The 11,723-nt window shown below is 45.0% G+C and carries 14 protein-coding genes; 4 read left to right on the forward strand and 10 right to left on the reverse strand.

Annotated elements, in window-relative coordinates:
• From ACRC32_RS14435 to ACRC32_RS14450, 4 genes are all read right to left on the reverse strand, one after another.
• On the reverse strand, nt 1–374 hold a 374-nt coding region (locus ACRC32_RS14435), incomplete at its 3' end, for an NUDIX domain-containing protein (protein WP_438554625.1).
• A complete protein-coding gene (locus ACRC32_RS14440; protein WP_438554626.1) occupies nt 335–928 on the reverse strand; it encodes a nicotinate-nucleotide adenylyltransferase in 594 nt (197 codons plus the stop codon). The genes ACRC32_RS14435 and ACRC32_RS14440, both read right to left, overlap by 40 nt.
• Nucleotides 928–2,361 carry a nicotinate phosphoribosyltransferase gene (locus ACRC32_RS14445; RefSeq protein WP_438554627.1) on the reverse strand — a complete coding sequence of 478 codons (1,434 nt, stop codon included), beginning with the start codon at nt 2,359–2,361 and terminating at the stop codon, nt 928–930. Before ACRC32_RS14445 ends, ACRC32_RS14440 begins: the two co-directional genes overlap by 1 nt.
• 216 nt (nt 2,362–2,577) lie before the next feature.
• Nucleotides 2,578–2,793, reverse strand: a complete 216-nt coding sequence (locus ACRC32_RS14450; RefSeq protein ID WP_438554628.1) for a hypothetical protein — start codon at nt 2,791–2,793, stop codon at nt 2,578–2,580.
• Between the two features lie 185 nt (nt 2,794–2,978).
• On the opposite strand from ACRC32_RS14450, the gene ACRC32_RS14455 reads away from it, so the two are divergent.
• Nucleotides 2,979–3,131, forward strand: coding sequence for a hypothetical protein (locus ACRC32_RS14455; RefSeq protein ID WP_015152156.1), 153 nt, complete (start codon nt 2,979–2,981; stop codon nt 3,129–3,131).
• A 171-nt stretch (nt 3,132–3,302) separates the two neighbouring features.
• On the opposite strand, the gene ACRC32_RS14460 is transcribed toward ACRC32_RS14455, so the two are convergent.
• Entirely contained in the window at nt 3,303–4,217 is a 915-nt protein-coding gene (locus tag ACRC32_RS14460; protein WP_438554629.1) for an SDR family oxidoreductase, read from the reverse strand.
• 778 nt (nt 4,218–4,995) lie between these two features.
• Between ACRC32_RS14460 and ACRC32_RS14465 the strand changes: the two genes are divergently transcribed.
• Nucleotides 4,996–5,298 (forward strand): hypothetical protein, encoded by a 303-nt coding sequence (locus ACRC32_RS14465; RefSeq protein ID WP_438554630.1) that lies wholly within the window; start codon nt 4,996–4,998, stop codon nt 5,296–5,298.
• Between the two features lie 291 nt (nt 5,299–5,589).
• Here ACRC32_RS14465 and radC read toward each other — a convergent pair whose 3' ends face one another.
• A complete protein-coding gene (gene radC / locus ACRC32_RS14470; protein WP_438554635.1) occupies nt 5,590–6,321 on the reverse strand; it encodes a RadC family protein in 732 nt (243 codons plus the stop codon).
• 56 nt (nt 6,322–6,377) lie between these two features.
• Here radC and ACRC32_RS14475 point away from each other — a divergent pair, with 56 nt between their 5' ends.
• Nucleotides 6,378–6,509 (forward strand): hypothetical protein, encoded by a 132-nt coding sequence (locus tag ACRC32_RS14475; protein WP_438554631.1) that lies wholly within the window; start codon nt 6,378–6,380, stop codon nt 6,507–6,509.
• A gap of 10 nt (nt 6,510–6,519) precedes the next feature.
• On the opposite strand, the gene ACRC32_RS14480 is transcribed toward ACRC32_RS14475, so the two are convergent.
• From ACRC32_RS14480 to ACRC32_RS14490, 3 genes are all read right to left on the reverse strand, one after another.
• Nucleotides 6,520–7,464, reverse strand: a complete 945-nt coding sequence (locus tag ACRC32_RS14480) for a phosphoribulokinase (RefSeq protein WP_438554636.1) — start codon at nt 7,462–7,464, stop codon at nt 6,520–6,522.
• 135 nt (nt 7,465–7,599) lie between these two features.
• Nucleotides 7,600–9,513, reverse strand: a complete 1,914-nt coding sequence (locus ACRC32_RS14485; RefSeq protein ID WP_438554632.1) for a peptidoglycan D,D-transpeptidase FtsI family protein — start codon at nt 9,511–9,513, stop codon at nt 7,600–7,602.
• Nucleotides 9,514–9,692: 179 nt separating this feature from the next.
• Nucleotides 9,693–10,151 (reverse strand): hypothetical protein, encoded by a 459-nt coding sequence (locus ACRC32_RS14490; RefSeq protein ID WP_438554633.1) that lies wholly within the window; start codon nt 10,149–10,151, stop codon nt 9,693–9,695.
• 475 nt (nt 10,152–10,626) lie between these two features.
• Here ACRC32_RS14490 and ACRC32_RS14495 point away from each other — a divergent pair, with 475 nt between their 5' ends.
• Entirely contained in the window at nt 10,627–10,770 is a 144-nt protein-coding gene (locus ACRC32_RS14495) for a hypothetical protein (protein WP_015152161.1), read from the forward strand.
• 222 nt (nt 10,771–10,992) lie between these two features.
• Here the strand turns inward: ACRC32_RS14495 and ACRC32_RS14500 are convergent, their stop codons facing one another.
• Nucleotides 10,993–11,565 (reverse strand): siphovirus Gp157 family protein, encoded by a 573-nt coding sequence (locus ACRC32_RS14500; protein ID WP_438554634.1) that lies wholly within the window; start codon nt 11,563–11,565, stop codon nt 10,993–10,995.
• Between the last annotated feature and the right edge of the window lie 158 nt (nt 11,566–11,723).

Consider the following 11,723-nt stretch of genomic DNA (forward strand, 5'->3'; position numbering starts at 1 on the left):
GCATCTTCAAATCTCACCAAGGCGAAATAACTTACAGAAAGATATCGAATTCCAAAACTATTAGCTTCCTCGCGCGGATCGCGGTGAGGTCCCCCAAATGTATATAACTGTTCTAAATAGAGATTTTTGGCTCGAATCTTTTCTGCCAAAATTCGATAAGCAGCATTTTCTAACGATTCTCCTTGACGCACCAGAGTACCGGGCAAACCCCAGTAATTCAAAAAAGGTTCTTGATGGCGCATAACTAACAGTACCAACAGCCGATTTTGAGAAGTATCAACGGAGAAAATCACGCTATCAACTCCAACTTTAAAATCAGCTAAAGGCTGCGAACTTATCGGATCGATAACTTTTCTTTGGATGCGTCCTGGCATTTGTACAAATGCTGTTGGTGAATGTATGCCTTGACTTGTGGGGTAACGGCTTCTGGATCGCAGCGATCGCGATACGCTGTAGAAGAGACATCTAAACCAGTCAAATCGGCGATCGCAATCTTTGCCCCAAAGGAGCGCAAGCGTGCCAAATCCGATTCCTCTATCCCATATCCTGGGCGCGGTATGACTAGTAATTGTACCTGCTGTAATAAATCTTTAATTCGATACCAGCGTGGTAATTGTTCGATTAAATCCGCACCAATAACTAACGTTAGTTCTACCTGTCCCCATTGTTGCGCCTTTTCCACTGTTTCCAGCGTTCGATGGCTACTTAACTCCTGATGAAACCCAATATTCTGCCGTTGGGGTTCGATCTCGGCAATTAACAGCCGCAACATTTGAGCGCGGTGATGTAAAGGGGTTTGCTGCGACTTAAACGGGTTATCTGCTGCCCAAACAGCTACGCGATCGTAACGTTCTGCCAGCCAACACAAAATCGCTTGATGTCCTGCTGTCGGTGGATCGGCACTCGTGCCAAACAAAGCAATTCTCATTATCTTCCTTCGCTAGCTACAATCCTGGACGGTTGGTGTTTTGTTGTCTCTGTCAACTCCTGCAAAGCAGCAGAAATTTGCACCTCTACTGTTGTAGGATTATCGAGTTGCCTGCACTGGGTAGGTAGGCTTTTGACTGTCGCCGTCGTTCGTTGGCGGATCTGGGCGATCGCTTCTAGTGGCTGTATAATTTTCCCTCCCTGCATCACCATTTCTAGCAAAGGTTGTTCGCCTAGTTGCGAATCTTCTGTTATCAGTCCCAGGCGATCGTGTAGAGACGTGACATGTAACATCTCTCCATAGTGACGAAAAATCTGTTTGCGACCGGGATAAGTCATTTTGCCGCTCGATTCTTTCATGACTGGAATGCCATCAATTTCTACCAGCTTGTAGACACCATTAACAGGCGCACCCGTAACCAATCGCGTTCCCAATCCATAACCGTCAATGCAAGCACCACTTGCTTTCAGTCTGGCAATCTCCCACTCGTCTAAATCACCACTGGCGAAGATTGGCACACTAGGGAGGAGCGATCGCACCTGTTGCGATAGAGTTAGCAAATCCCCCGAATCGATTCTCACTCCAGCCAGTTGCATTTTGCCTGACTGAATTGATTCTGCCAAGGATTGAGCGGCGGCGATCGTATCGTAAGTATCGATCAATAGCGGCGCGCCCGGAAAATAACGATGGAAAGCTGTAAATGCGTCAGCTTCGCTACCTGCTGTAGCTGCAAGTGCCATCACTAGCGAGTGTGCCATCGTCCCACTGGGTTTTTGCCCCAGTCGTACCGCTGCTAGTACGTTCGATGTAGCATCTAGTCCTGCTGCTAAAGCTGCGCGAGCTGCCCACAGAGAAGCTTGAGGACTAAACGCCCTGCGCGTACCAAATTCTAATAACGTTGCCTCCGCACCCGCAACATCGCGCATTCGGGCAGCGCGTGTAGCTACCAAGGTTTGATAATTAATCGTATTGAGAAGATAGGTTTCTACTAACTGCGCTTGCCACAAAGGGGCTTCCACTCGTAATAGTGGTTCGTGAGGAAATATTGCCGTTCCTTCCCGTACAGCCCATACATCGCCCGTAAACTCAGCCTCAGCCAGCAGCGACCAAAATTGTTTTGGTGCGTGCTGAAACAGTCCCGTAGCCTGCAAAGCTGCAATTTGTTCGGGGCTAAATCTCAACTTTTCCAAGTATTCTAATGCTTGGACTAAACCCATGGCGATTAAATAGCCGAATCCTTGGGGTAAGCGGCGCACTGTTAATTCAAAACTTGCCTGAGATTGTTCCAACCCTTCACCAACATAGCAAGCTGCCATTGTTAGCTGATAAAGATCGGTCAGCAGGCTGTAATCAACCTCTGTCAGCGTCAAGGCTCGATCTTCTCGTTCTTGGAGTATGGTGTTTTCTGCACCGTTCCAGCGTGAACTCGTCATTTCATCGTTCTCTCATGGCAGCATTGTTTTAATTATAGTAATTTCTACCAAAAATATGTCAAGTCCCTTTGGGCAGTGACCAGTGAAAAATGGGGTGTAGGGTGTAGGGTGTAGGGTGTGGGGAGAATTCGGAATTCTGAATTAAATTCTCCCTCAGCTCCTCAGCTCCTCAGCTCCTCAGCTCCCTTGTCCCCTTGTCTCCCTGCTCCCTGCTCCCTACTCCCTGCTCCCTGCTCCCTGCTCCCTGCTCCCTGATAACTGACAACTGACCAAATATATACCTTTCTTAATGGTGATTTTAGAAGAAATCCAACTGTAGAAAAAGTAATTGTAGAGAGTTTTATTCATACAAAATAAGAATACTAATAAGTTAGCGATCGAGGGCGATCGCACGATCGCAAAAGACTTGCTATCATACTTAGCTAATGACAAACTACAGTCATAATGTAAGTTAACGAACTATTTGAGTCGGCTGTATAACAAATTGCAAACATCAACAAATAAGTATTGCGATCGATTGCAATAGATTGAGTAACACTCATAATTAGTCGATGACAAACATAAAATAAGAATTCTACAAGCTATCTCATTCATCCTCACTTCTGGAGATGAACTATATGAATATTTCCAAAATGCTAGACAGCGCTGCTCAATATATTATTGAAGCCATGACACGGATTTTTGGTCCTAGCGATGATGCCTATCCAGCTATTGGTACGCAGCCTTTTACAGGAGAACCCTATAAACATCGTCGTCACGCTGATTGGTAGACAGCCGATTAGAAAACAACCAATTAAAAGACAGTAGTATTGAAAGACAATAGTAGGGGCGTACTGATGTGCGTCCCTATTTGTATACTTGACCTTTAGCCTAAGGACACTACCCGTCAGTCAGAATAATCAGAATAGGCATTAGAGTAAGCGCGTCGGTAACGAACGACGCTACCGATAACCAGTTGCATCAGCAGGTTTACCAACATCTGCTACCTCACGAATGTAGCGCCAAGCATCCGGCTGCGAGCCATCCAGATCTGTAAAGCCATAAACCTGCGCCAGTTGACCGCTCGATAGCGACTGACCGTTCCAGCGAGCCACGTCCGGATCTTGGGCAAGACACGCAACGGCACGACCGATATAGCTCGGGGTTTCAGAGATAACGAAGTGCGGTTCTTTTGCCGTTGCATCCTGCCAGTTAACTTCGCTCACGCCAAAATGCTCCAACATGATTTCCGATCGCAACCAGCCAGGAGTCAGTGCCACAGCCGTGCATTGATGCGGTTGCAGCTCCTGCGCCAGCGCCCAAGCCATACGAATGACCGATGTTTTTGCCAGATCGTAAAACAGCGAGAGTCGGTAGTTTTTGTCGTTGTATTCTGCCGTGCCATCCGTAATCTCAACGACTAGTCCGCCTGGATTTTTGATTAACAGTGGTAGTGCAAAGTGACTGGTGATGATATGCGTGTCGATTGCCAGTCTCAGCATTCGCAGCCCTTTCTCTAAGGAATGCTGCCACACGGGTACGTTCCACTCGGCGAGAAACTCGGCTCCCCAGATATCATTAACCAAAATATCCAATCGCCCTTGCTCGCTCTCAATCCGTGCCACCAAAGCTTGAACTTGTGTTGGATCGAGATGATCGACTCGAACCGCAATTCCCTGACCGCCTGCTCGATTTACTAGGTCTGCTGTCTCTTCAATAGTTTCAGGACGATTATATTCGGAGCGGCGATCGCGGGTGGTTCGACCTGTGACGTAAACAGTTGCACCAGCCGCACCAAGTTCGGTAGCGATGCCACGACCCGCACCGCGTGTTGCTCCAGCTACTAGGGCGATTTTGCCCTGAAGAATTCGAGCCATTATCTCAACTATCTACGCGCCATGTAAAAAAATAATGTGAAAAAATTCTGTTCCTTAAACCCCGATCGCTTTTGCAGTCCACTATCATTCATTGTATCGTTTGCACCAACTGTCTCAATGTAGTAAATTACATCACAACCTTATGGGCTAAAGCAAAATCTTGGTGGTTTGGCAATTGCTGGCAGCTAGCCATCAGGACAGTTAGGCGATTGCTTGTATGACGAATTCTGGAAGGGCATCAAATGCCAGATTGTGTGCTTATGTGTATTGAGACTCTACACAAATATTTCTACTCTTGCTTACAATTCATCATATAAACAACACAAAATATCAATTTTGCTACACAATCTATATCTAGAATTAAGCAAGTTAAAACTATTTTTTTCAATTAAACATCTATCTTTTTCATTACATAATTGGTATTCGGTTGATGAAGTAGATATTCCTAAAAATTCACAACGCTTATTTCACACAGCCTTTAAGAGTTTCATAACGTTTTTGCAAACTATTTACCTTTGTATTTGTATCCATAAATTTTTGTGTCTTGCAAGTTATCAAGATAAAAATAGAGTTTAATCTATAAGGAAATAGCTCTTTCAAAATCTTGAGATTGAGAATCGGCATTGAGCGTTTTAACTGTTTTAATATATCAGCTTCAAACCTTGGAACTGATATCAATTTTTTTAGGGATTGCCGTACATTTTCTTACGCTTTCGCTAAGACCTAAAAACAGCTTTTTAAAAAAAGTAAACGAGCGAATTTTAAAAGGAAACAAGTCATGAAATCTATCAATACAAATAAAAACTCTCTGTTGAGAGGTGGTCTAGCTTTAGCCATTTTGTTGGGAGGAACAACAATTTTTGCTACGCAGGCAAGAACTCAAAATCCCTCACCATATCCACAACAAAAGCAGTATTACCCTGATTCCTATTACGGTCAATACTACGAGGCTAAAAACTATAACTACTGCTACAGGGAGGGCTTCAGCGATCCTTACGGGAATACATACCACATCTGCTACGGAGACAAACCTTACCAAGGTACACCTGTACCGTCAAAACCATCCATTTACAATCCATAGTTCACTTTAGCAATCGTTAAGTTTAATGTTGCAGAAGCGTTAAGATAATGCACAAGAGTTATGTTGCAAGAAAATGCAGAAATTTTATCTGTATATTTGAAGTACACCTGTTATATCTATATAGCTAGTACTTGAAAAAATTCTTGCAACATAACTGAAAAGTCTTGGTAGTGAATGTAATTGAAAAGAAAATAGAACACCTAAAAAACAGAGGTGGTACTACAGTGGCAAGCAAAAGGGTTATGCTGCAAGAACTTTTTAAAACGCACGACCCGCTCCTCTTCCTGGCGCTCAATCTCCCTGCGGGTATTCTTCCCACAAACCAGTTAGCTCTCGCAAGCTTTGATGGTTGCCATCACCTAAAATTAGATGATCGAGTATGGGAATACCTAGTAACTGCGCTCCTGCTAATAACTGGCGAGTCAATTCAATATCTTGCGAACTCGGTTCGACATTTCCTGAAGGGTGATTGTGAGCCACAATGACTCGCGTTGCTCCTTGACGAATTACTTCGCGAAAAATTTCACGGGGAGAAGCAAGAGTTTCTGTTGCCGTACCAATTGTCATCACCTTCGTCCCAATGAGACGATTTTTTACATCTAAAAGTAAGACGGCAAAACGCTCCTGCGGTTGCCACATTAAATCTTGACTCAACACCGCCGCCGCTAATGCAGGACTTTCTATTGGTTGACGGTCTAAAGGACGCGATTGAAACACCCGCTTACCCAATTCAACGGCTGCCAAAATAGTCGTTGCTTTAGCAGGACCAATACCATCTATTTGCATCAGTTCTTGAATGCTAACTTCTCGCAGCACTGCTAATGGTTCGCGTTGATTTTTACTCAATTCTTGTAAGATATATTGCCCTAATCCAACAGCGGAAAGTTTTCCTGCTCCTTGACCCGTACCGAGCAAAATAGCAATTAACTCGGCAGTGGCTAAAATTTGCGCTCCATGAGTTATTAGCCTCTCACGGGGGCGTTCTGTAGTTGGTAAATCGGCAATTCTGAGGCAATAGGTCATAAAGAAAACGATCGCTCGGGCGATCGCTAGGCTAAAAAATTCAAATCGGTAGTCTTTTGTCAACCACCAATCGCTACATTTTTATTTATCCCCGATTAGTTGAAAAAATCACAACTGAAATCAGGGAGCAGGGAGCAGGGAGCAGGGGAGCAGGGGAGAACCAACTACCAACTACCAACTACCAATGACCAATGACCCCTATGCAATCCAAGCGGCTTTGAGCATGTGATAGGAAATGAGGAGTTGAGTTAAGGCAAGTGGATAACTTTGCAGTATTTCTCCAGTTGTTCCCACTAACTTACCCAGATCGGGGTTGCTATCCGTACTGCAAAATGGGATTAAGGAAGGAATTTCGCTACACAACATTCGTTCTAAGTGAATTACGTCTTCCTTGGTGGCATGACCGTCAATTTCGAGGGCATCGACTGGCTTACCCATGTCGCGATCGAGTTCTAGGCGAATTGGTGAGGTATAGTCAGCTCGATTTGATTGAATAATTTCAGTAAAATCTGGATGGGGGATGGTCGGACGCAACACTAGTCTGACATTCAAATTCTGTTGACTGTTGCTCTCTTCTGCATCTTCGCGCGGTGGATAGAAACTGACTACAATATCAGACCACTGGCGCTGGGGACGGATAAAAGCTTCAGAATCGGGTTCGCGCTTTTGTAATTCTCCCATGACTTGTTCTGGAGTATAACCGCGCTTCATGGTGTCGCGCTTAACTTTCCAAGTCGCCCGCAGCGATTCGGGTGGAGCGAGATAAACTTTAACATCATAGCTGTCTCTCGCACCCCGCGTAGAATAACCGAGCAAGCCTTCAATAATGACAAATTTACTCGGTTTAATGTACTGTGGTGGCTCAAACGTACCTGTATTGTGGCTGTAGATTGGTTTGAGAATTGGCTGTCCCGTTCGCAAGAGAGACAGGTGTTGTTGCATAATATCCAGATAGTTGCAGTCGGGATGTAATGCCGTAATTCCTAGCTCTTTACGTTGGACGCGATCGTAGCGATGGTAATCATCCGTACAAATTACCGTGACATTTTCTTCACCTAGTACCTGAGCAATTCCTTTAGTTAAAGTTGTTTTGCCAGCGGCACTATCACCAACAATACCTAGCACGATCGGACGATTGCTCATGGTGACTCCTACGAAGCTAAAAAAGCTAGCCAAGGTGATTCTTGGATTTGCTTTATTTTAGGCAAGAATGCGGAGCAACTCAACAGTTATCAGTTATTAGGGAGCCGGGAGCAGAGAGCAGGGAGCAGGGAAAGGTTAATTCTGACTTCTGACTTCTAAATTCTGAATTTTTTGAGTGGGTTGATTTGGTGGAATTCGTTCCGTAGAGATTAGGGCATCTATGACAGATTTCACTACGGGAACGGCTGTGGTAGAACCGCGAATTAGTTGACCTTTAGGTACTTTGGTCGGTTCGTCTATGACTGCTAAAATAACGTAGCGCGGAGCATCTACGGGTAAAATACTCACAAAACTGGTAATTTTGGCTGTACTGTCGTAGCCACCTTTAACACTGGCTTTTTGAGCCGTACCCGTTTTACCCGCAATTCGATAACCGGGAATCCGAACAGTTTTCCCCGATCCCTGTGTCACAACCGTCTCCATCATTTCTAGTACTGTTTTCGCAACTGAAGGAGAAAACACTTGCTGTGGTGTTGGTAAAGTCGGTTGCCATTGAGGATGACCATTGGAATCGAAGCGTCCTCTAACGACATGAGGAGTGACGAGTTTACCACCATTGGCTAAAGCAGCGTGCAACTGTACGAGCTTAATCGGCGCAAGAGCAAAACCTTGACCGAATGAAGCGGTAGCTGGCTCAATAGGGTAAGTTACAAACTGCTTTTTACTTTTGATTTGACTAGGAGCAACAGCAGCTAAATCTGTAGCGAGAGATTGCCCTAGCCCCAATTTTTTCAACCAATCATAGTAGATGGCTGGAGAAATTCGTTGTGCAATCTGTACCATTCCAACATTACTAGAATGTTGTAGGATGCCAGCGACGGAAAGCTCTTTGTAAGGTTCTGGATCGGCATTTTTAATTATCCTTCCGCCTATTTTTATCGTATCTGGATCGGGAAAGATTTCATTAGGATGAATTGCTTTTAGCTCCAGCGCGATCGCCACATTCAATGGCTTAAATGTCGAGCCTGGTTCGTATAAATCTGAGATTGCCCAATTCCGAAACAACTCAAAATCAAATTTGTAAAATTCATTTGGATCGTAAGATGGTTCGTCCACCATTGCCAAAATGCTGCCGTCTCGCACATCCATGACAATAACGCTACCCCGCTTCGCCTGCACTGCCTTTAACTGCTTACTGAGAGCTGCTTGAGCTGCACGCTGCAAGCGCAGATCTACCGTCAATTCCAAGCGTGTATCGTCAACCTCGGCAAAGTTATCGGGAACGGAATAACTCATAATTTCGTTATTTCCGTCTCTGGACAACGATGGAATTGGTTTGACCAAGCTTTCTAGTTGCTGATTGTGACTCGCTTCTACCCCTGCCTTGCCTTCACGATCCGTATTGACATACCCCACTATGTCTGCTACTAGAGTGTGTTGCGGATAGAAGCGCGAAAATTGTGGAACTAGCTCAAGACCTCTAACCTTCTTACCATCAATCGTCAAGCTATCGATCTGCTGGAACATTTCTTCAGGAATAACTGAAGTCAAGCGAATTGAATTACTAGGTTGATTGAACCGCTTGACAAGCTGAGCAGGAGAACTCTGGAGTAAGGGTGCTAGCCGAGCAGCAATTTTTTCTTTGGATACATTAAATTGACCGGGACGAGCATATAAGTGATAGACCAACCGATCCATCGCCAGTACATTTTGATTGCAATCTACAACTGGGCGACGGATGACAAACCCAGGCATACTTGTCAACTGCTGTTTACGTGCTTGTGCAAACAATTTTGGTGCGTGTATGACTTGCAGCCGATACAATTTTATTCCCATTGCTACGCAAGTTCCCATCAGGACGCTCCATACAAGTAGCAGCCGCAATAAGGGCAAGCGGTTGCTCTTTTGTTGCTGATTTGAAACTGGCTTTTCTACTGTCCGAGGTTGCTTCAGCCGTTGGCGATGCTGAGGGCGGTTTGCTTGGCTGCGATCGCGGTTTTTAGCAGTACGACGCTGACGACGGGCATCAGAAGAAGGAAAGATAGACATTTTCAGTAATGCATGGTGAGGGAGCAGGGAGCAGGGAGCAGGGAGCAGGGAGTAGGGAGCAGGGAGTAGGGAGCCGTAGGGGCGGGTGTGCGCAAATAAATTGACAGCCTCAACCGGAAATCTTCGTTCAAAACCCGCCCGTACAGGGGAGTAACTGATAACTGATAACTGATAACTGTCTAATAACCCAGTGGCAAAGAAGTCAAACGAGGAGGTTGAGTTGCGGGTGAAATTGGCTTTGGCGCTCTGGTAGTCTGGCTGGCAGGCTCTAGGGCGATCGCTTCAGCAGGGCTAGGATACACGAGTCCCGTTTCTGGTTGCTGTGCTTGCGTTGCTAAATCGTTTTTTAGCACTTCATTTTTTTGCATCAATTGCCGTTCTTGTTTTTTTAAGTCTTCTAGTTGACTGTGCGCTTCTTGCCATGAGCTTTGGGAGTACGCCGACCAGCCATAAGCTACAAGTAATGCAGTCACTAATAGAGCAGTCACAACCGCACAGCGATTTTGTAGGTGGCGCAAGCTAGTCAGCCATACAGGAGCCGATCGCGAACTACTCAAAGATCTGACGCTCTTAGCATTAGCAGGCACTGGTTTTTGCCGCTGGCGATTGGAAACACGAGTTTTAGGAGCCTTAGCCATAATACTTAGCCATCATACTTTGGGCAGATGAACACCCCAATTCTAATGGCAACTTTCTCTAACAGATACTCTCGTCAACTTTGTTAAAGAAATTTATTCACTGAAGAAGTCGCCAGAAAACATTCTGTCTCCTGTCTCCTGTCTCCTGTTCGCTGTCTCCTGCCATAAAAGTACTGTTTAATTTCTCACACTCAAAGTTACGTCCAGAGACGGAAGATATTTGACATCAAGAGCAACTTAAATAAAACTTTAATTTTGAGGGCATGGCATCCATGCTTGAAGTATAAGCTTTATAAATGAAGCTCTGTGCTGCAAGTAAATAAATTCAACCAATCGTCAAAACCCTCATTTAGGCTGTATATCAGCCGTCAACTTAAGCCGCTATAGTTCCGGTAGTGTAAAAAAAGTCAACAAATGCGGTATCGTGATCAGGAGCGGCTCGTTCATTTTTACCGCATTTGGTGAAAGAGGAGTTATGAACAAAAAATTCATCGGTTTAGCTTTAGTTTTCAGCTTATTGGGCGGCTTTTTAGGAGCCTGTGGTGATGCTGGTGGTGGTGGCGGTACTGGTACTAGCCCCTCTCCTGCTGAATCCCCTTCTCCTGCTGCTACCCCCTAATCGCAGCGATCGAGTCAAAAGCTCGCTCTCTATTAATTTTCAAGATCTCCTGCACAGCAACAATTCTCAGCCTTATCCCCCTGTGAAAGCTGCTGTTGTAGGAGAGTTTTTTTTAGCTATCAGTTATCAGTTGTCAGTAAGTTAGGCAGGTAGCGATAACTCTATTAGTAACTGCCCTGCTCCCTGCTCCCTGCTCCCTGCTCCCTAATAACTGGTCACTAGTCACTTAATTCTTATACTCGTACCGCGATCGCCCAGGGAAGCAAAATCTAAAGTTTCTCCTGCTTCTAAGGCGGCGCGAATTGCACTCGTGTTTGGTTCGATTGAAGTGGTTGTGAACCGTTCGGGGAGTTGCTGCGGTGAAAGATCTGGTTTAAGGATTAAGGGGGCTTTACCACCATTTTTGGATAAAGACAGCCGATAACGAGTAGTTTCAATCGTCTTGAGTTGCTGCGACTCAAAAAACCATTTCAATCGCTCTTTTAAGAGTTGCGATCGCCTTTCGTCCGCTCTAGCTAGCTCCATTAGACGTTGCGCTTCTGCTTTTCTCGCCTCAGCACGCGCTTGCATTTCCGCGATCAAAGCCGCGTATCCATCCAACTTGCGATCGCGTTCTGTTCCTAGCTGTTGTAACCATTCGTTGAGGAGTTCTTGTTGTTGGGTGTCGTCTCCAGCTTCATCTAGGATTTCATTTAATCGCTCTAAATCTTCACCAATACTAAAGAGCGATCGCGATCTAGATTGGGGCAAGGTATTTTCAGATGAATTATTTTCGACTGAATGAGATGGAGTCACCTTTCAAGTGTCCTAATTCAATTGGTCATGGGTAATTGGTAACGCTCGCGCAAGTCAAAAGTCAAAAGTCAAAAACTCTACACAAATGACTGACTACCAATTACCTCTCATCATAAGCAAATAATTATCAGCTTTCTTGCAGAATCGGTTGGGCTTCT

This window comes from Chroococcidiopsis sp. (assembly GCF_051657925.1).
In the GTDB taxonomy this organism is placed as follows: domain Bacteria; phylum Cyanobacteriota; class Cyanobacteriia; order Cyanobacteriales; family Chroococcidiopsidaceae; genus Chroococcidiopsis.

What these genes read in the sequence shown, in the direction of transcription:
- ACRC32_RS14440 (WP_438554626.1), bottom strand. Translation starts at nt 928, where the DNA reads ATGAGAATTGCTTTGTTTGGCACGAGTGCCGATCCACCGACAGCAGGA.
- ACRC32_RS14445 (WP_438554627.1), bottom strand. Translation starts at nt 2,361, where the DNA reads ATGACGAGTTCACGCTGGAACGGTGCAGAAAACACCATACTCCAAGAA.
- ACRC32_RS14455 (WP_015152156.1), top strand. Translation starts at nt 2,979, where the DNA reads ATGAATATTTCCAAAATGCTAGACAGCGCTGCTCAATATATTATTGAA.
- ACRC32_RS14460 (WP_438554629.1), bottom strand. Translation starts at nt 4,217, where the DNA reads ATGGCTCGAATTCTTCAGGGCAAAATCGCCCTAGTAGCTGGAGCAACA.
- ACRC32_RS14465 (WP_438554630.1), top strand. Translation starts at nt 4,996, where the DNA reads ATGAAATCTATCAATACAAATAAAAACTCTCTGTTGAGAGGTGGTCTA.
- radC (WP_438554635.1), bottom strand. Translation starts at nt 6,321, where the DNA reads ATGACCTATTGCCTCAGAATTGCCGATTTACCAACTACAGAACGCCCC.
- ACRC32_RS14480 (WP_438554636.1), bottom strand. Translation starts at nt 7,464, where the DNA reads ATGAGCAATCGTCCGATCGTGCTAGGTATTGTTGGTGATAGTGCCGCT.
- ACRC32_RS14485 (WP_438554632.1), bottom strand. Translation starts at nt 9,513, where the DNA reads ATGTCTATCTTTCCTTCTTCTGATGCCCGTCGTCAGCGTCGTACTGCT.
- ACRC32_RS14490 (WP_438554633.1), bottom strand. Translation starts at nt 10,151, where the DNA reads ATGGCTAAGGCTCCTAAAACTCGTGTTTCCAATCGCCAGCGGCAAAAA.
- ACRC32_RS14495 (WP_015152161.1), top strand. Translation starts at nt 10,627, where the DNA reads ATGAACAAAAAATTCATCGGTTTAGCTTTAGTTTTCAGCTTATTGGGC.